We start from the raw sequence: 20,830 nt of genomic DNA on the forward strand, positions 1-20,830 counted from the left end.
TTTTTTGAAAGTGAACGGGCAGAAAATCTATGCGATTGATGGGATGATGGCTTTGGAGGGCTGAAAGCGCTAAAGAAGGCGCTCGCTGCGATTTTGAAACTCTATCAACCTTTGGCTGCCAAACTTAAAATTACCCCGTGCCTGAGAAGTCTGACAAAACCGTGAGAAATTTTTGCAAGAATTTAGAAAGAACTTCGCGTCAAACGCCAAAGCTAATTCTACAATCAAGGCTGGAAAGTTGATAACGGCGGTAATGAGTTAAGCATCTGCAGCTCAAACGGCTAAGGTTAAAGTCCTACCCTCCTGTAGTAATTGAGTAAAGAAATTTGCAGGAAGAGGGCGGCTGAAGTAGTAGCCTTGCACTTCGTCACACCCTCTAGTTTGCAGGTAATTTAATTGTTCTTGGGTTTCGACACCTTCGGCAATCACGCTTAAGTTGAGACTATGCGCGAGCGAAATGATAGCATCGACAATTGCGGCATCATCCGAGTCTACTACCAAGTCGCGTACAAAAGACCGATCGATTTTCAGCGTGTGAATCGGAAATCGTTTGAGATAGTTTAACGAAGAATAACCCGTACCAAAGTCATCAACCGAAAGCACAATTCCCATGCTGTGCAATTGTTGCATGATACTTATTGATTGTTGAATGTTATCAACCATCAAGCTTTCAGTGAGTTCGAGTTCAAGGTAACTGGGATCTAACCCTGTTGTATTGAGAACTTGAGTTACGGTTTCGACTAAATTTTGTTGCTTGAATTGACGCGCTGATAAATTAACTGCCATCTTCAATGCTGGAAATCCTTGGGCTTGCCATGCAAGGCTTTGCGCACAAGCAGTACGTAACACCCACTCACCAATTGGCACAATCAAGCCAGTCTCTTCAGCAATTGGAATAAATTTAGCTGGAGAAACTAAGCCGCGTGTGGGGTTTTGCCAGCGAATCAGTGTTTCTACACCAATGATCCGTCCGGTGTGCAAGGAAATTTGCGGTTGATAGTGCAAAAGGAGTTCTCCGCGATCAAGCGCGTAGTAGAGTTCATTTTCTAATGCTAGTCGTTCTTGTAAACTGTTATTAATGTCGGCTGAATAAAACTGATAGTTTGACCCTTGCCTTTGTGCTTGATGCATGGCTGTATCAGCATAGCTGATAAGATTTTCGACACTTGTGCTGTCATTGGGGTAGATGGCGATTCCTAAATTAGCGCCAGTCGTGATTTCGTGCTGGGCGATCGCAAAAGGTTTAGCAATCGCATGACATAGTTTTTCAGCTAGGGTGACAATGTCGTCAACAGCGCGCAGGTGAGTTTGCACGATCGCGAACGTGTTACTGCCAAAGCGTGCCAGAATGTCATTGTCACTCATGCAACTTATAAACCTTTGAGCCGCATTTCGTAGTAGAGCATCACCCGCTTGATAGCCTAATGTATCGTTAATATTTTTGAGGCGATTTAAGCGAAGTACAATAACCGCCAACATCTGGTGACTATTTTGGGCTTGTGCTACTGCCTGTTGCAAGCGATCGCGAAATAAATCGCGGTTTGGCAATCCTGTTAAGTCATCGTAGTTTGCCATGTAGTTGATGACTTGATCGAGTTTTTTCAGCGTATGTGCTGTATCTGCCATCAAAATCCCAGCTTCATCGGTAAATTCTGTTGGCAAATTTGGTAGTTGTCCGTGCAGTAAGTATTTTCTTAAACTTAAAAAGGTCAGCGATATTGGTGCGAGTAAATTATGTAAAGCGTATAGTGTTAGTCCTGTACCAATTAGAGTTGCTAATAGGGCAACGATCGTAATGTGCAACTTTAATTGCAGCGCAAAAGATGTTGAGTAAACGAAATAAATCAGTAAAGATAAAAGCGGTATATGCGTGCCGATAAAGGCAATTACCACGATCTTACCCTTATAACTTTTTAATAAGGGAAAACGCGATAAAAATGAGTATAATTGGAGGTTAGGAGAGCGCAATTTGGCAATTATTCCCATATTTTATATTTTTCAAGCTACTCGTTTATTCAAAATGCAAAATACTTCATGGGTGCATTGTTCCTAACTCAACAACTAATATCGCATTTCCATCAAATTTGTGAAGTTCAATTTGAGGTTACTTATTAATAATATTAATTAACCAGAATTTACTAAAAAAATATTTAAAATTGCTATAAACAGATAATTTTTATTAGTAATTAATTGTGTCAATTCAGCACTATTAAAACAGAAAGTGTATAGCCAGTATCTTAATCAAAAAAAAGTTTGGCTACCGCAGTGAAATTACTGAAAAACTTGAACTTCAAAAGTTTTGTAACTGCTAGACTTTGATTAAAGCTTGCAGTGTAGTTTGTAAATTTGTCAAACTGAGCGGTTTACTCAGATAACCATCTGCACCTGCAGCAAGACAGCGCTCGCGATCGCCTGTCATTGCCATTGCAGTCAGCGCTACGACTGGTACTGATTGCCAATAAGGACTAGATTTAAGTTGCTGGATTAGTTTAAATCCATCGACTTTAGGTAATTGGATATCCATGAGAATCAAGTCGGGTAAAGCTTTAGCAGTTGCAGCGTACAAGTGAATCGCTTCCATCATCGCCCGACCGTCTGGAATTAACTCGACTCTGTAACCTTGTAATTCCAGCATTTCGAGAATGAGAGCTTGGTTGTATGGCTGATCTTCTACAACCCAAATCCATTTTCCTTCGCCAGTGGCGATCGCGCCATCTTGCGCCGCAGAAGCTGCAACTTGATGCGGATGACGTGCGAGTTGCTGGCGCATTTCCGTTAACGGTAGCCAAACGCGAAAGGTACTTCCTTGATTTTCTACTGATTCTAGCGAAACCGTGCCACCATGAAGTTCTGCGAGCCGTTTTGTCAGTGCTAGCCCCAAGCCAGTTCCTTCGTGTTGCCGAGTTAAAGATGCATCGACTTGTTGAAAAGGACGAAATAGTAAATGCCACTTTTCGGGCGGAATACCAATTCCTGTGTCTTCTACGGCAATACACACATACGGCGTGCTTAAATTAATGGGACTGCAATCAGGTCGAAAAGTTTCTGATAGTAATTCATTGCCATACGCGATCCGATAACTTAGTTTAATCTGACCGCCTTCGGGTGTAAATTTAACCGCATTCGAGAGTAAGTTAATTAAAATCTGACGAACGCGACGCTCGTCTAAATTAGCGTGTTTTAAGCGAGCGTCCAAATCGAGAGAAAGTTTTAACCGCTTCTTATTGACGCGGGGCTGAATCATCTCCTGACATTGAAGACACAGATCGGGAATTGAGACAGGTTGTAATTCTAATTCAGCTTTACCTGATTCAATTTTCGATAAGTCGAGAATATCATTAATCAGTTGCAACAGGTGTTGACCGCTTTCTTCAATCACCTGCAAATATTTTGTTTGACGCGCAGTTAAAGACGCGATATCTTGGCGTAGCAGTAAATCGGAAAAACCTAAAATACTATTCAAAGGCGTGCGTAGTTCGTGCGACATCGAAGCTAAGAATTCGGACTTCAGCTGCGAGGCTTGCTCTAAATCTTGGTTAATTTGACGCAGGCGTTCTTGGGCTTGGGCGCGTTCAATTGCCACTCCGAGCATTCGACAAGCTGCCATGAGCATATCTTGCTGTGGGGCATCTTGTAACTTTTGCAAGCTGCGAGATTCTAGAGTTAGTACACCGATGATCGTGCCGTCGGCTGCGGGTATGGGGAAGATACCTAATTGACCGATCCCAGGGTGGCGAAATGCGGATACTGCTTTTGGGTGTTTGAAATAATCTTCAACGAATAGCGGTTTAGCCGTTTCCACGACTTGCCAAAGTAGTCCTTGTCCGTAGGGAATACCGCGATCGAGCAAGTTTGCCATTTCTGCTACGACAGCTTCGCCATACGTCGCCACAAATTGCCCAGAAATTTCATTAGTAAGGACGTGCGCTAAAGCCTCTTGCCCTCTACCGGAAATGACTTTGACATCACCAAACGCTGCTCCCATTGCTTGCACAAGATAGCTCAGTGCAAAATGTCCGATTTCTTGTAGTTCACTCGCCGGCTGAATGCGTTCCATCAAACCCAAAAGGAAGGCTTGTCGTTTGAGTTCGGCATTGAGATGCGCTTGAGAACGTCGGTGTTCGGTAATATCTAAAAAAGTAATGATGCTGCCGGCGTTGGATGTCTCGCTACAATAAACTTCTAGTGATGTTCCGTCGGTTTGCTCAACATAAATTGGAAAAATTGTCTCAGGCGATGCAGTGGCGCTGAGGAATTGAGCGTACTCTGTTTGCGACCAGTAGCCTTGCTTAACAATTTCCGCAAAAATTTCTTCGTAGTGGGGTTTTTGTTTGAGCCAGTCGGCGTATAACCCCCAATTTCGACAAAATTGTTGATTGAAGACAACAAGGCGATTTGTAGCATCAAACAACGCGATCGCTTCACCATGAGGATCGAGTTGTGCTTGCTGGCGACCATTGATATTGGGTTCTGATTCTGATGGCTGTGTTGGCGATTGCACCCGTAGTGGCAGCATTCTTTCGACAAGACGACAATTCTTGCTTAAGTTTATTTAAAAATCTATTGAAAAAGTTAATTACGTTTAATGATAAAAATTACATGAAATTTGTGATGCAAAACACAAAACTGAGAGTTTAGGCAATTCCTGCCGAAAATAGAGTCTTCCTTAATTAAACGCGGTAATTTCTCATCTCTCCTGCACCTTTGCCCCTTGGCTCCTCTACTTCTTCAGTTGCTCCAAGGGCTTTGAGCATAGCAATTTGAGCTTCAGTTAAGCCTGTGACACCAGTGATATTCATGCCTTCATAAGGGCGTTCGCTACGGATGGTGGTTATGCACTCGCCGGTATCGAGATTCCAAAGTTTGATTTTTTCTTCTTGTTCGCCACTTGCGAGGAGTTTTCCCTGAGGGTGAAAACTAACGGATGTGACGCGATCGCTATGTCCTTGTAAAGTTTGTAAACACTTACCTGTGCTGACTTCCCAAAGTTTCAATGTTTTATCATCGCTTGCACTGGCAAGGAGTTGTCCGTCAGGACTGAATGCAACTGACCAAACGCCATTGCTATGTCCTTGCAAGGTTTGTAAACATTCACCTGTGTCAACATTCCATAACTTTACAGTATAGTCGTCGCTCGCACTTGCTAGAATTTTGCCTTGCGGATGAAAAGCAACCGACCACACGCCGTTAGTATGTCCTTGGAGGACTTTGATACATTCTCCGGTAACAACGTCCCATAACCTAACAGTTACATCACCGCTACTTGCTAAAATCCTGTCCTGGGGATGAAACGCCACCGACCACACCCAGTTTGTATGTCCGACAAGCGTTCGCAGACAACGCCCTGTTGCTACATTCCATAACTTCACAGTACGATCGCCGCTAGCACTTGCTAATATGTTGTCTTGAGAATGAAAGGCAACGGACCATACCCAGTTTGTGTGTCCTTGCAATGTTCTCATCAGCTTACCTGTTGCAACGTTCCACAAATTAATTTTTTCGCTGGCGCTTGCGAGAATTTGCCCGTTGTGGCTAAAGGTCGTCGAAAGAATACCACGCGTATGCCCTTGAAAAGCTTTGACAACTTTACCTGTGTGGATGTCCCACAAGCGTACGGTGCGATCGCTACTTCCTGTAGCCAATAAGGTTCCGTCAGGACTAAAAACAACGACTCGAACGAGATTCGTGTAACCCGAGAGTGTTGTGAGCGCTTTACCTGTTTCTACGTCCCATAGTCTTAACAAGCGATCGTCACCACCACTAACTAAAGTTTGTCCATTAGAACTAAACGCAATTGCCCAAACCCGACTTGCGTGTCCTTGCAGAGTTTTTATGCATTGTCCGGTGGTCAAATTCCATAACTTAATCGTTTTGTCGTGACTGCCACTTGCAAGTGTTTGGCGATCCGGGCTAAATGCTAAGCTTTGAACTAGATAGGTATGTCCTTGTAAGCACAAGCAGCTGCTGCTATTAATATCCCAAAGTGTAACGTTGCCATCATCACTACCACTGGCGAGCAGCGTACCATCAAGATTAAAAGCGATCGCGCGGATTGGCTGCGTCGATTCGGTTGATTGGATAACTTGACCGTTAGTCACATCCCATAACTTGATACTTCCGTCATTGCTACCACTTGCTAAGATTGTTCCTTGTGGATTAAAGCTGACAGACTCAACGCGATTGGTGTGTCCTAAGAAAGATTGTCGAACTTCACCTGTGGTAACGTCCCAAAGTTTGACAGTGCAATCGTCGCTTCCTGTTGCTAATGTTTTACCATCAGGGCTAAAAGCAAGTGACCATACCCAACTTGTATGTCCTTGTAGCGTTCGCAATAGTTCACCTGTGCGTGCGTCCCAAAGTTTGACAGTGCGATCGTCGCTTCCTGTTGCTAAAATCGTGCCGTCAGGACTAAATGATATGGCTAAAATCCAGCGGATATGACCTTTCCATGTTGAAATAGGTTTCATGTCTGCAACGCGCCACAAGCGAATTTGCCCCGCTTCTCCCGCAGTCGCAATGATTTCTCTGTCTGGGCTGTAGGTCAGTGCTAAAATGCAACCGAAGTTTTCGCTAAATGCAGAGTTGGTTAAATCTGCGTGTTGCAAGTTAACGTGCTGCAAGTTAGCGTTTTTGAGATAAGCTTGCCAAACACTCATCTCTGAAAAGTCGTAGTGACTTAAATCAGTTTGCAAGTGAATGAGTAAGTTAAGAATGTTTCCGCCACCGTATCCGGAAGCAACTGATATCCGCAGTTCATGGAGAATGCGATCGAGATGTTCTGCAATTCTTTTTTTATTTCTGAAGCTTGCGAGAAGTTTATCGACTAATGGTTGAACGAGCAGTCGCGCTTGCGCATCGCGAATGTAATCTTTCGTTTGTGCTTTAATTAACGCATGGCTATTGAAAAGTTGAATATTTATTGTTGTAATTTCATCACAGATTTGAGTCACGAATTGATCGGTGACGTATTCCATCACTACTGGTTGTTGCGTGAAGCTTGCAGTATTTTTGAGTGTTATTGATGTAGCTTTTTCAATTAAAGAGCGCTGTTGTAGCGATTCGAGTGCTTCTAGAACCTCGCGCGGCGATATGAGTGGTAGGATATCTTGCTTGAGTTCTGCTAATGTAACAGGTTCGCGATTGATTGCTAACCAATACATAATTTGCTGTTCTGCTACCGACAACCGCGTAAATTGTTGTGCGAGCAGATCCCAGATATCGCCAAAAACAGCAGTACCTTGTGCGAGAAATTGCGCAACATCACCATCAAACAATTCCTGGATATTTGTCGCAACTATTTTTAAGGCTAACGGATTGCCGCGATAATGCTCTAGCAAGAGTTGCTGTTGTCGTGTCGAACAAACAAGTCCTTTTGCTTGAAAGATTTCTTTCGCTTCGACTTCGGTTAACCCATTTAAATGTAGCGATCGCACGGGTAACGTAATTCCTTCATAAGATGCTAAGCCGCGCGGCTTCTCGCGGCTTGTGAGAATAGCACAGCTTTGATGCGGCGTTTGGGCAATACACCGCAAAAGTTGACCGTATTCTTCATATCCTTCAAGATAATAACCTGCACGTTCACCCTGACGTAAGATTGTTTCGGCATTATCAAGAATCAGTAAACACCGCGCAGTACGTAAATAATCAATTAAATGTGAGATTTTAGCTTCAGTACTTTCAGGTAAGTCGTCGATTGTTTCTTGTTGATTTGAGAAAAATAAAATTAAGCTTGTTAATAAATCTTGAATCGGTGGTGCATTCCGCAAACTCCGCCAAATTATATACTCAAAATCGCCTTGCAATTGTTGGGCTAACTTGACTGATACGCTGGTTTTACCAATTCCACCCATTCCTAACAACGCTACTAATCGACAGCGATCGGCAACAATCCATTGTTGTAGTGTTGCTAATTCTTCTGTTCTTCCATAAAAAATTGATACATCTGGTGCATCTCCCCAGTCATGTTTAATTGTAGTTTTGTTTTGAATTGGTACTAATTTAGTACTTAGTGAATGAAGAGATGAAACTTTAGGAAGTATAGTTTCACTTGTAGTGCTTGCACGCCACTTTACTGTCGTTAGATTGTTTAACTCTTTAGGCACCACTTTTGCATAGCGTAATACAACAGATTGAAAGTTATTTTTAGTAACTTTTTTACCAAATACTTTGGTCAGTAGCTGCCATAAATGAGAACCAGTATCTTTAATATAACCAGTATCATAACCAGAGGCTTTAGCAATCTCCATGTACGATTTTCCTTCCCAAGATTGCCGAAATACTATTTCTTGAGCCTTGTTTAAGCGTCCTTCTTCGAGAAGTTGCTCGACAACATCTATTGCTTCTTCTACGTTCATCTAGCGGCACTCCTTATTCGTTGCTGTTGCCGTGCTGTACTAAGCGATAGATAATAAACTTATCACCGATTTAAATTGGCTTCATATCCGTAGATTAAGTAGTAACGGTGTAAATAACAATACTAATTACTTCCGGCAAGTTTAGCTAGAAAGGTAGCAGCAATCGATTTTTTCGCTTCAGCAACATCATTCTACTATTTCTGCATGCAATTCATGCTTGCCTTAATACATTTTTATTACTTTTAGCTGACCTTCTGGTGTCTTTTCCTGACTGACAAGGAACGTATGATAACGGTAAAGTATGTTTCAAGTAAGCGACCGAGACAAAGAACTTTTCTTTGATTTGAGCAGAAACCTTAACAAAAAATAAAAAAATGGAGTAATTAAATAGTGGATACTAAAAGCGTATCAAATTTTTAAAAGTTATTCTGCACTTAGCGATCGAGCACGCAAAAGATAGTTGTATCAAACTGATATGCAAGTATTAGCTAAATCGTCAAGAATTAAAAATGAAGTTTGAAAATTTGGTAAAGGCTGCATATTTTTGAAAATTTTTGCTGATGATTCAATAAACATTAATTTTAGTGAATAAAAAGAGCTGCCATGAATAAAGCAGTAAATTAAAGTAGTCAGCAATAGCAAAATAAACGATGTGCAAATAATTCATTTTTGAGTGAAAAAGTGAGGAGAGTATAGATAAGCTAATTTGCACAATTTGAAGAATTAGGGGCATCTACTACATAAATCAATTGAGTGCGACATATATAAGTGCAGGTTGTCATACAAACTTTAGAGCAGGTATTCGAGGAAGACAATCTCATGATTAAGTGGACAGAAGATCTCACACAAAGTTGGCGATCGCGGCTTTGTCTTGAATTACAACAATATCCAGAAGTGTTCCAAGCGAGTATTGTACGTTGGCTGATTGGTAATGATATTGAAAGAATCGAGACACTGCTTCCTCATGAACTAGAACTCGTACAGCAAGGAATGGAATACCGCTATCGCATCTTACTGCATCGCTATTTAGGACAAAGTCCAGAACGCGCTTACCGAAACTTAACAACGCGCTTGAGTAGTTTGGTGATTCTCCGCAACAAGATTCGCACTTGGGTGTCACTCAGTCGCGATCGCGCAACTACAGTACTTGATGTTTTACAAGAAGTGATTCAAGAACTATTGCAAAGCGATCGCTATATGCAGCAACAAATGAACTGGATTGCGCAATGCACTGATGATGCAAAACTGCGGAACGCTCTATTATTTGCGAGTTTGGAGGAATATAGCCTGCGACGAATTCGCAATCAACCGTTGATTGTCTATCGGTTTGTTAACTACTTACGTCGGGCTGCGCGCGGTGGGTTAACGCAAGTTCCCGCCCAAGATCTTGTTAAGCTTGTATCGGAGAATTTTTGTACCGAAGACAATGACGAGCCAATTAGTTTATTTGATACCCAAGCGATCGCCAAATTTCAGGATCGACAAACGTATATTGAGCAACAAGCTTTAAGAATCAAAGTTCAAAAAAAATTCTCAGATTATTTAGCCCAGAAAGTGGGGACAACCGCAGTTAAGTGGCTAGAGCTATATCTGCAAGGAAAATCACCTGAAGCGATCGCTCGTTGTTTAAATTTGCAAGTTAAAGAAGTATACCGCCTGCGCGAGAAAATTACTTATCATGCCGTACGCGTCTTTGCAGCAAAAGAACAAACTGAACTTGTGGGAAACTGGTTAGAAACTTCTTTACAGGAACATAGTTTTGGTTTAACGCCACAGCAATGGCAAAATTATTGGGAGAAGCTTACTCCTACTCAGTGTCAGCTAGTTGAGTTGTTAAGAGATGGCAAGGATACAACAACAATTGCGCGCGTGATGCGCTTGCAGGTGCACCAGGTAGTCAGCGAGTGGACTAAGCTATACCTAGTTGCTCAAACAATTCGTACTCAAGGATAAAATGATTCCTACCTGTATCGTTTTTTTTGAAATAGTCCAGCGAAATTAACCAGAACAATCCTCTCATCTTCCACTATACTAATTTAGTAGGAATTAATACATAAACTTAAGTAAATTTACGATTATTCGATTGTGAGAGGTAGCGATCGCGTACTTCAACGGGGTGGTACAGGTGGATATTCAGCAAATGTTTTGGCTTATCGATAATGTGATATCTCTTGAAGCCTGTTTGTATCATCAAGTACTGCCTTTGTCTTTAGCAGAAAATGTTCTTCGGCTAGGCATGGTCAATCTTGAAGACACCGCAGCGAAAGATTATGTTAGTTGTATTGTGTCTCATTTGAATTACTCGCTGGTATCGCAACCACTTGGTTTGAATACGCATCGAGCAATGCTTTCTGCGTACTTAAAACACAAAGAAACGACGCAGCAAGCACAACAACAGGCAATTCCTCCTTTAGCTGTAGAAAAGACATCCTCCGCAACCGAGTTAGAATCAACAGCGGAACAATCATTAACGCTACCCGCATTAGAAGTCAATGCACAGCATCTTGAAAGTTCTGTAGAACTACTAGCTACTTTATCTGCCAAAGAGCTACTGCAAGAGCTACTCGGGAGGATACTGACTGAAGGCATTGGTAGGCTCTATTTTGAGCGACAATATCCTCAGTACGGTCGTATTCTTTGGAGTCTCAATGGTGTCGTGCAGTCTTTCTTAGAAAAACTTCCTGCTCAACGATTTCAAGAAGTTATCGACGAACTTAAGCATTTAATGCATTTAGCGATCGCACCTGTCGAAGATCAAACACAAGTAGAAATTGAACGTCTTTACCAAAATAGCCGCATACTCTTACGCTTACAGATTATGCCTGGTGCTTTTGGTGAAGAAGCCACGCTCCAAGTTTTGCGCGGTGCAGCCTTAGAGTTTTATCAACAGCAGCAATTAACGTATCTCGGTCAAGATGCATTATCCATTGCGCAACAACTACAGCAGAAGTTACGGGAACTGCACAAGCGAGCTAAAACGCATCCTAACTTGAGTCGCGAACAATTAGAGGCGCTACCAGTGCTCAATCAATTGCTGGTAAATGTCAATAACCAATTAGAAAAGCTGAAAGAAATTTAACGATACCTACTGTCTACTTTCAAGCCTACATCATGCCTTCTTAGCTAATTACCTGCTACATTGGCTTTTAAGACTCCACAGCCAAGATGACAATGACGGAAGCAACTGCTGTTCGCCCCGATAGCAAAATTAATACAACGCCACAGATAGTGTATCAGGTAGCCATGTCGCAGCCTGAATCGCACTTATTTGAAGTCACTTTGAACCTTACAGGTTGGCGATCGCCACTCCTCGATCTCAAGCTACCCGTTTGGACACCTGGTTCGTACTTAGTTCGAGAATACGCTAAGCACATCCAAGATTTTACCGCAACAGCAGGAGAAACATCCTTATCCTGGCGCAAACTCAGTAAAAATCACTGGCAAGTTACAACTACAGACATAAACACAACAATTACAATTCAATATCGGGTATTTGCGCACGAATTATCAGTCCGCACAAATCACTTAGACGCAACTCACGGTTACTTTAATGGTGCAGCACTATTTTTTAGAATTCCTGAGTGGGAAAAACAAGCGATTGGCGTCACAATAGTACCGCCCAAACCTGAATGGCGAGTGACAACTCCTTTACCAGTCTCCACAACTCCTTACACTTTCATCGCCTCTGACTATGACACCTTAGTTGACAGCCCCTTTGAAATAGGCTGTCATACGTTACATCATTTTGAAGCCTTAGATAAATCTCATGAATTAGCCATTTGGGGAAAGGGAAATGTTGATGTAGCAAAGACGATCTCTGACATCCAAAAAATTATTCAGGTAGAAGCCGAGATCTTTGGTGGTTTACCTTACGAAAGGTATGTCTTTTTGTTGCACCTTTCTTCGCAAGGTAATGGCGGTTTAGAACATAAATATAGTTGTTCGTTAAATTATCCACGCTTAGGATTTCGGGCGAAAGAGAAATACGATCGCTTTATGCAATTGGTAGCGCACGAATTTTTTCACTTGTGGAATGTCAAGCGAATTCGTCCAAAAGCGTTAGAAGTATTTGACTACGACCGCGAAAACTATACGCCGTCGCTGTGGTTTTGTGAAGGGACGACAAGTTATTACGATACTATCATTCCTTTGCGTGCGGGAATTTATGATGTTAAGTCGTTTTTAGATAACTTAAGTAAAGATATTACGCGCTTACAAACGACGCCAGGGCGCTTAGTGCAACCTCTATCCGAATCAAGTTGGGATGCTTGGATTAAGTTGTATCGCCCTGATGCCAATAGCGGTAATTCTCAAATTTCTTATTACCTCAAAGGTGAATTAGTGTCGTTGCTGCTCGATTTACTAATTCGCGATCGCCATAATAACACGCGATCGCTTGATGATGTAATGCGGCAAATGTGGCAACAATTTGGTATATCAGAAATTGGCTTTACTCCAGAACAGTTGCAACAAGTTATTGAAACTGTCGCAGAAACGCATTTGAGTGATTTCTTTAATAAATTTATCGATGGTGTTGAAGAATTACCCTTTGACCGGTATCTTGAGCCCTTTGGTTTACAAGTAGCAATAGATAACGAAGAGGATTCCGCACCTTATTTAGGAATTAGGGCGCAGACAGAAAACGGAAGGGAAATGATTAAGTTTGTCGAAGCAGGTACGCCAGCAGCTGCTGCAGGGATCGATCCAGGAGATGAGTTACTTGCGATTGATGGCATTAGAGTACAAGCTAATAATTTAAGCGATCGCCTGCAAGATTATCAGCCGCATGACACTATCCAAGTGACAGTTTTTCATCAAGATGAATTACGCACCTATGACGTGAGACTTGCTGCGCCTCGCCCTAATAAATATCAGATTGTAGCAGTAGATCGTCCTTCTTCAACTCAGCAGCAGAATTTTCAACAATGGTTGGGAGTTCCTTTAAAGACGCTTCAGTGACGTCATGTCTTACTAGGTGTTAGCGATTGGCAATGAGTGCTAATCGCTTTCACAACCTAAAGGAGATCAATTCTCTCAGTGAAATGCAATAAATTTCCTCTCATTATTATCAGAAATCATACCCGTACGGGATGACAAAAAATAGATTCAAAACTAGTATAGGGATTTTGTAGTTTGAAAAAATATTTGGGCGCTCGCTAATGGTGTCAACGGTAAGTTGGATAGAAGATTTTCATTTATTAATAGATGTAGAAACCATTGTTCGGATCTTAGACCGGCAAGTGGTAAGCCTGATTCAATTACTTGCGCTTTTTGTTATTTCTATAGGAATCGTTAAAGCTTTACTGATTTTTGTGCAACAAGCTTTATTTCAATCGCATTCCGGTACTGCTTTTCAAAAAAGCCGCTTAGAAATGGGATATTCTTTTTCGTTAGGACTCAGCTTTTTAGTTGGTGCCAGTATTTTAAAAACAATCATCGCGCCGACTTGGGATGATATCGGTAAACTAGGTGCAATTATCTTGATTCGGACAGTTTTAAACTATCTTCTTTTACAAGCAATCGCTAAACAATCACTGACGAACAACACCGATATGAGTAACAGCCAACCGCAAAAGGCGATCGCAAGTGCTAAGTAGTCACCGAGATGCGCTGCCAAAACACAATCAAGATTGCCTTCGTTTAAAATTGAGATCTGGGCAATTGTATTGAAGCCACATCCATGAAAAAAGTCGTAGTTGGTCTATCTGGTGGCGTTGATAGTTCCACAGCTGCTGCCATTTTACAGCAACAAGGTTATGAAGTTGTAGGGCTTACCCTTTGGCTGATGAAGGGTAAAGGTCAGTGCTGTTCTGAAGGTATGATCGATGCGGCTTACATTTGCGAACAGTTGGGGATTGCGCATCACGTTGTCGATATTCGCGAAGTCTTTCAAGCCAATATCATCGATTATTTAGTTGCGGGTTACAGCGCAGGAATTACACCGCTACCGTGTTCGCAGTGCAACAAAACAGTTAAGTTTGGTCCTATGCTAGATTATGCCCGCGAACATTTGGGCATTGATAAAATTGCTACAGGACACTATGCAAGAATCGCTTACGATGCTGCAACAAATCGCTATCAATTGCGTCGGGCGGTAGATCGTAATAAAGATCAAACGTACTTTTTATACGATTTGTCACAAGATTTACTTGCAGGCACAGTTTTTCCATTAGGAGAAACGACGAAAGCTCAAACACGACAGATAGCCGCGCAATTTGACCTAAAGACAGCTAACAAGCCTGAAAGTCAAGATTTATGCTTAATCGAAGCTAACGGCTCGATGCGGCAATTTCTTGATAAGTACATTACACCGAAAAAAGGTGAAATTGTTGACGCTACGGGAAAAGTCTTAGGACAGCACGACGGCGTACATCATTATACAATCGGACAGCGGAAAGGCTTAGGAATTGCTGCGGCTGAACCGTTGTACGTGATTGGCTTAGATGCAGTGATGAATCGAGTGATTGTGGGCGATCGCACCAGCGCTACGCAATCCGAATGTACTGTACAGCGCGTCAACTGGGTTTCCATTGCTGAACCGACTGCACCAATTCGGGCAGAAGTTCAAGTACGATATCGTTCGCACCCTGTTGCTGTTACAGTGATTCCCTTAGAAAACTCGCGTGTCAAACTCGTCTTTGACGAACCGCAATTTAGTATCACCCCAGGTCAAGCTGCGGTTTGGTACGATGGCGACACAGTATTAGGTGGCGGCGTCATTGAAAAACAGTAGAAGTTTACACGCTACTTTCTTCAACAACTTTATCAGTTTGTAAGGGAAGATATAATCGTTCTTCGCTAGCATCATATTCAAATAATTCGGCATAGCGTCCCCAGTCTACTGCTGTTGCAAATTGACGCTCGGCTTCTATGTGAGGAAAATACTCATCCCACAAATCGAGGAAAAAATCTGCCCGCATAGAGCCACTTCTTTTTTCTCGCAGAGTTTGTACAATACTGCCAATGACAGGAACGTGTTTTAGTACCTGTTGTCGAAACAAATCTTTACTCCGCAAAATTGTTGTTGTGGCAAAATCTCGTCCAATTTCTGTTAATTGAACATCTCCCTGTGAAACTTGAGCAAAATTTAGTAAGACAGCAGCATCTAAAATGGGTAGTAAGTCATCTACAGCAAGTTGAAGACGTTCTGCAAGATGTGGCAAATCGTCTGTGCCTTCAGGTCGATCGGCAATCAGTTCTAGTAAACCACTAATACCACCAACGCGAGCATGAGGTAGCGGTTTGGCATAGGGAGACTGCGATGCTACAGGCACTTGGGGAGATTCAAAGGCAACTTCTGTTACTTTGATCTCAGGATTTGTCATGATTGTATAAATGTAGTCCACCAAAGATTTGAAGCGAGAACTTGCGCGATCGTGAGGACGCGGTAAGTCAACAACAACCTCACCCCGCACTTTTCCAGGATTTGCCCCTAAAATTACAACGCGATCGGCAAGAAATACCGCTTCCTCAATATTGTGGGTGACAATCAAAATACTTTTAGAAGGAAACGATTTAGCATTCCACAAATCGTCAATTTCACCCCGTAGGTTTTCTGCAGTCAACACATCTAGTGCACTAAAAGGTTCATCCATAAATAAAACTTGCGGTTCCAGGACAAATGCTCGTGCAAAACCGACACGCTGTTTCATTCCACCAGATAATTCTTTAGGATAGGCACTCTCAAAACCATCTAAACCGACAAGATCAATTGCTTTCAATGCTCGTTTTCGGCGTTGTTCGCGGCTAACACCCTGCGCCTCCAGTCCCAATTCAACATTTTCTTGTACAGTTAGCCAAGGCAGAAGTGCAAAGCTTTGAAACACCATTGCTACATCGCGATTTGCACCTCGAAGTAACTTGCCATTGCTCAAGACTCGTCCCTGGCTAGGAGGAATTAAGCCTGCCATGATACGTAGTAGCGTACTTTTACCACTACCACTGCGTCCTAACAAAGCAACGACTTCACCCGATCGCACGACCAAGCTAACGTCGCTTAGCACCGTGAATTCACCTTTGCCTTCCGGTAGGGGAAAACTTTTGTAAACCTGTTCAACGGTAATCAGAGGCTCCTCGTGACTCGCGACCATACTTTTTTCCTTTTACAAATGATATTTAGCTTCTGCTAACTGATACAATCGCCGCCAAAACAAACGATTTAGCCCAACCACAAATAAACTCATCATCCCGATTCCCAGCACGATCCGCGACCAGTCTCCGACTGCGGTAGCTTGAGCAATATAGGTTCCTAAACCCGTTGCCGTAAGTGTTGTTTGTCCCCAAGAGACAATTTCTGCAACAATACTGGCGTTCCAGGCTCCACCGCTAGCCGTGATGCCACCTGTCACCCACGCTGAAAAAATCCCTGGAATAATCAACCTTTGCCAACGTTTCCAACCTTGTAATCCAATATCGCTTGCCATTTCTCGCAAGTCAGTTGGAATGCTTTGCGCGCCCGCGATCGAGTTGAACAAAATATACCACTGAGCGCCCAGTGACATTAGTATAATGCTTCCCCACTCGATACTAATATGAGAACGGATGAAAAATAGTGTTGCAAAGGGAAAAATAAAGTTTGCTGGAAAAGAAGCGAGAAACTGCACCACAGGTTGTAACAAACGTGCCAACTTAGGGTTAAAGCCGATCGCAACACCAATCGGAGTCCAGATTAGCGTAGCAAATATCAATAGCACCGTAACGCGCAGCAAAGTCAGGACGCCGAGCCAGAAGGTTTTGAGAACTTCAGCAAAACCAACGGTAGTTAAAATAAAATGCAATGCCCAAGCGACTAACGCTCCGATAATCAGCAATAAGATAAAGTTGTAAAGGCGATCGCCCATCTTTTGCTTCTCAGTAACACTTGCAGTAGGCTTGGGTCGCGTTAATCTGGATAAAACCTGATTGACTGTTTCTCGCACTGGAATCAGGGCGTTGCCAATCAGTCGCGGAATTCGAGCCGCTTTCAACAAGTCATACACCCACGATTCTGGAGCTTGTGCCGCAGCACTTTGCTCCAAGCGAAACTTATCTGACCAGGCAATCAGTGGTCGCCAAAATAACTGATCTACTAAGATAATCACAATGGCAATTGTGAGCAATGCCCACCCTAAAGCCGGAAGATTTTCTGCGGCGATCGCCGTTGCTACATACGACCCAATTCCTGGTAAGGTATATTCTTGGTTTAGGACACTAATCGCTTCACTCGCTGCGACAAAGAACCAGCCCCCACCAAAGCTCATCATTGCATTCCATAGCAACCCAATCATTGATGCAGGAACTTCTAGTTTGGTAAATCGTTGCCAGCGCGAGAGTTGGTAAAGGGTAACAGCTTCATCGAGTTCTTTTGGTACAGTTCGCAAAGACTGGTAAAACGAAAAAGTCATATTCCAGACTTGGCTAGTAAAGATTGCAAAAATAGATGCCGCTTCCAATCCCAACAAACTACCAGGAAACAACGCAATAAAGCCTGTGACTGTAATCGAAAGAAATCCTAAAACTGGAACTGATTGCAAGATGTCCAGCAACGGAATCATCACCTGTTCAGCGCGACGGCTGTTAGCAGCGACATAACCGTAAACAAGTGTGAAAACAGTTGAGCACAACAACGCAATAAACATCCGCAAGGTCGATCGCGCTGCATAGTACGGCAAGTTAAGCGGATTGAGATCGATTCCAGGCACAATATCTGGAGGCTGAAAACTCACCAAAGTTCCAGCCCCTACACGCGCAATAAGTGCGAGTAAAACTAAGGTGCCAAGAATAACTGCAATATCAGCCAACCCAAATGGCAAGCGTCGAAGTGCTTCAGGGGAAGGAAAAGTTTTCATTATTGAATTGGATAATAAACGTGGGTGATAGTTGTATTAGGCACAGCGCTTGAGTCTTTTACTTCCCGCTTCGCGAAGTTACTCATAAAGTATTATGAGTTATGCAAGTATCAGAAATTTTAATTCACAACTCAAATCTCAAAACTGGTGAACCAATATTTTACAAAATTTGAGTTATGCCATTGCCTGCATCTGAACCTACACCTCCTGCTATATTGTGTCGCCAGGAACGTCGCTTGGCAGGTAAACAACTGCGACAACAGGTAGCGCGATCGCTCCATAGCTGGTGGCAACCAACGCGCGATCGCCCCGATCCCATTGACTTAATCGAACAATCTAATCAGCGCCGCATTCCTGAACTTGTTCCAATTCGCCACTGGCGGATGATGCAGTCTCCCTTTACCTTTTTGCGTGGTAGTGCGATCGTCATGGCAGCAGATTTGGCGACGACTCCGACTACGGGTATTATGGTGCAAGCTTGTGGGGATTGCCATTTGCTCAACTTTGGCGGCTTTGCCACTCCAGAACGGAATCTCATTTTTGACCTGAATGACTTTGATGAAACGCTGGTTGCTCCCTGGGAATGGGATGTAAAGCGCCTAGTCACAAGTATTGCGATCGCTGGACGAGATCTCTGCTTATCGGAGCGTGATAGTTTAGACGCAGCACAAGCAGCTGCCCAGGCGTACCGATTGGCGATCGCCCGCTACAGCGAAATGCGAACCTTGGAAGTTTGGTATGCACGACTCGATGCTCACTTACTGATCGAACACGCTCCTGATGAAGATACCCGCCAGCAATGGGCACAAATGGCAACTAAAGCCTTTAACCGAACGTTAGATCGAGCAGTGTCGCAGTTGACGGAACTTGTCGATGGGCAGCGTCGCTTAATTGACAATCCACCGTTACTTTATCATCTACCCAACCAGAAGGAATATTTTGAGGAAATCCAGGCGTTGTTTGAGGAATATCGAGATACCCTCCAGGTCGATCGTCAGTTTTTACTCGATCGCTATCGTCTTGTAGATGTCGCGCTCAAAGTCGTTGGCGTGGGTAGTGTAGGTACTCATTGCGGTGTCGCATTACTGCTCGATGACAATGACGATCCCCTATTGTTGCAATACAAAGAAGCGAGACCCTCGGTACTAGAACCTTATGCAGGCAAGAGTTTGTACCCCCACGAAGGACAACGAATTGTGAGTGGACAGCGGTTGATGCAGGCAGCTAGTGATATCTTTTTGGGATGGACTAGCAATTCGCAGGGGCAGGACTTCTATTTTCGTCAACTGAAAGATATGAAGACTTCTATCAAATTGAAAGGTATGTCTGCTCGTAGATTAGAAGATTACGCCGAGATTTGCGGGGCGGCTTTAGCCCGTGCCCATGCCCGTACAGGCGACTCGGTTTTAATTAGTAGCTATTTGGGTAAAAGTGATGCTTTCGATCGAGCTGTGACGGATTTTGCTGTAACTTATGCATATCAAGTTGAGCAAGATTATCAAGCATTGGTAGAAGCTGTGCGATCGGGGCGAATAGAAGCAAAAGCAGGTTAGAGTTACTTCAGTTGTTGCTCAAAGCAGTTTAGGATAATTAAGCACCCTCCCAAATTGCGACAACTGCAAAGACTAAAAACAGCAACCCACCGATCGCACTCAGCAACCGTTCAGATACAAAGAAGGTTTTGTCACCTAATTCGGAAACGGTAATTAGTAACAAACCTGCGGTAAATGCTGTTAACACTCTCAGCCTCCTCAGAATTTACAACAATACATCTGAGTGAGCCTGATGAGCATAACAACATTTCACCAAGCCACAGCAGATGTGAACTTAGTGAAGGTCTCGCCTCTCAAGCTTAAGTGTTTAGTTCAGCTTAAACATATTACAGAACTTGCTACCCAAACCAGGCAAATTGCCAGTGTGTTGATTTGGGTGACTGATTACTTGAGTAACCAGCAGCGAGTGGGACGAAGTCTGCGCTCGGTCATTCGGTTGAACATATTCATGAATTGATGTAGGCGATCGCCCCCGTGTTGGTTGTCAGTGAGGCGCAATCGTCTGCGAATCTGCTACTTGGGTCTTACGAGCAATGCCACAAAAAACCGCGCTTACCTAATCGGCTGATTGCACCTTCTTGCTCAAACTGCTGTAGTAAGCGTGTCACGCTTACTCTTGTGGTGCCGATCGCATCTGCCATGTCTTGGTGCGTCAGACGGATCTCGACCAGAATACCCTGCTTCGTTTCGCTGCCAAACTTATGAGCTAGCCATTTCAAGAATTGCCATAGACGTTGTGGAACTTGTCCACTGCGCATCTGAAGTAGCTCTTGCATTTGATAAATGTGAGACAGCATCACCTGATTGAGACTTTCAAACTGTCCAAAATCTAGAGTATGCGCCTTTACATCTACTAAACACTCAATTTGGCAAGGATAAATACGAACAAGGGGCTGACCAACAATATCTCCTGTACCCCATAAACCCAGGGGGATCGCTACTCCATTTTCAGTAAAAGTCAATATGCGAACGGCTCCGGTTTCAATTCGCCAGAGTGTAGTTTTGCTAAGTGGCAAAAACTCTCGCCGTTTAAACGTTTGGATCGCTGAATAATCGTATTGAGACAGCATGAGGCTAGTATTAATCATGAGTTTTT

The 20,830-nt window shown here is 43.1% G+C and carries 12 protein-coding genes and 1 pseudogene; 6 read left to right on the forward strand and 7 right to left on the reverse strand.

Annotation, left to right across the window (positions count from 1 at the left end; all coding sequences use genetic code 11):
• Positions 1–273: 273 nt before the first annotated feature.
• From B1A85_RS17280 to B1A85_RS17290, 3 genes are all read right to left on the reverse strand, one after another.
• Positions 274–1,893, reverse strand: coding sequence for a bifunctional diguanylate cyclase/phosphodiesterase (locus B1A85_RS17280; RefSeq protein WP_210404536.1), 1,620 nt, complete (start codon positions 1,891–1,893; stop codon positions 274–276).
• 415 nt (positions 1,894–2,308) lie between these two features.
• The gene (locus B1A85_RS17285) at positions 2,309–4,516 is read right to left on the reverse strand and encodes an ATP-binding protein (protein ID WP_104547985.1); all 2,208 of its coding nucleotides are present in this window, start codon (positions 4,514–4,516) and stop codon (positions 2,309–2,311) included.
• 154 nt (positions 4,517–4,670) lie between these two features.
• Positions 4,671–8,354 carry an NB-ARC domain-containing protein gene (locus tag B1A85_RS17290; RefSeq protein WP_104547986.1) on the reverse strand — a complete coding sequence of 1,228 codons (3,684 nt, stop codon included), beginning with the start codon at positions 8,352–8,354 and terminating at the stop codon, positions 4,671–4,673.
• A gap of 819 nt (positions 8,355–9,173) precedes the next feature.
• Here B1A85_RS17290 and B1A85_RS17295 point away from each other — a divergent pair.
• The 5 genes from B1A85_RS17295 to mnmA all read left to right on the forward strand — a co-directional run bounded on the left by B1A85_RS17295 (position 9,174) and on the right by mnmA (position 15,087).
• The gene (locus B1A85_RS17295; RefSeq protein ID WP_210404537.1) at positions 9,174–10,307 is read left to right on the forward strand and encodes a HetZ-related protein 2; all 1,134 of its coding nucleotides are present in this window, start codon (positions 9,174–9,176) and stop codon (positions 10,305–10,307) included.
• 172 nt (positions 10,308–10,479) lie between these two features.
• Positions 10,480–11,433 carry a hypothetical protein gene (locus tag B1A85_RS17300; protein ID WP_210404538.1) on the forward strand — a complete coding sequence of 318 codons (954 nt, stop codon included), beginning with the start codon at positions 10,480–10,482 and terminating at the stop codon, positions 11,431–11,433.
• Positions 11,434–11,525: 92 nt separating this feature from the next.
• A complete protein-coding gene (locus tag B1A85_RS17305; RefSeq protein WP_104548074.1) occupies positions 11,526–13,313 on the forward strand; it encodes a M61 family metallopeptidase in 1,788 nt (595 codons plus the stop codon).
• A gap of 200 nt (positions 13,314–13,513) precedes the next feature.
• Positions 13,514–13,951, forward strand: a complete 438-nt coding sequence (locus B1A85_RS17310; protein WP_210404539.1) for a DUF1622 domain-containing protein — start codon at positions 13,514–13,516, stop codon at positions 13,949–13,951.
• Between the two features lie 68 nt (positions 13,952–14,019).
• Complete coding sequence (gene mnmA / locus B1A85_RS17315) at positions 14,020–15,087, forward strand: tRNA 2-thiouridine(34) synthase MnmA (RefSeq protein WP_256387474.1); 1,068 nt, start codon at positions 14,020–14,022, stop codon at positions 15,085–15,087.
• A 4-nt stretch (positions 15,088–15,091) separates the two neighbouring features.
• Here mnmA and B1A85_RS17320 read toward each other — a convergent pair whose 3' ends face one another.
• Positions 15,092–16,444, reverse strand: coding sequence for a nitrate/sulfonate/bicarbonate ABC transporter ATP-binding protein (locus B1A85_RS17320; RefSeq protein WP_104547988.1), 1,353 nt, complete (start codon positions 16,442–16,444; stop codon positions 15,092–15,094).
• A 12-nt stretch (positions 16,445–16,456) separates the two neighbouring features.
• Positions 16,457–18,181, reverse strand: a complete 1,725-nt coding sequence (locus B1A85_RS17325) for an ABC transporter permease subunit (protein WP_104547989.1) — start codon at positions 18,179–18,181, stop codon at positions 16,457–16,459.
• 176 nt (positions 18,182–18,357) lie between these two features.
• Between B1A85_RS17325 and B1A85_RS17330 the strand changes: the two genes are divergently transcribed.
• Complete coding sequence (locus B1A85_RS17330) at positions 18,358–19,734, forward strand: DUF2252 domain-containing protein (RefSeq protein ID WP_104547990.1); 1,377 nt, start codon at positions 18,358–18,360, stop codon at positions 19,732–19,734.
• A 112-nt stretch (positions 19,735–19,846) separates the two neighbouring features.
• Here the strand turns inward: B1A85_RS17330 and B1A85_RS26265 are convergent.
• Positions 19,847–19,921: pseudogene (locus B1A85_RS26265) on the reverse strand (UPF0016 domain-containing protein); the annotation flags it as partial.
• 337 nt (positions 19,922–20,258) lie between these two features.
• Positions 20,259–20,822, reverse strand: coding sequence for a Crp/Fnr family transcriptional regulator (locus B1A85_RS17335; protein ID WP_104547991.1), 564 nt, complete (start codon positions 20,820–20,822; stop codon positions 20,259–20,261).
• Between the last annotated feature and the right edge of the window lie 8 nt (positions 20,823–20,830).

The sequence above is a fragment of the Chroococcidiopsis sp. TS-821 genome (assembly GCF_002939305.1).
Taxonomy (GTDB): Bacteria; Cyanobacteriota; Cyanobacteriia; order Cyanobacteriales; family Chroococcidiopsidaceae; genus Chroogloeocystis.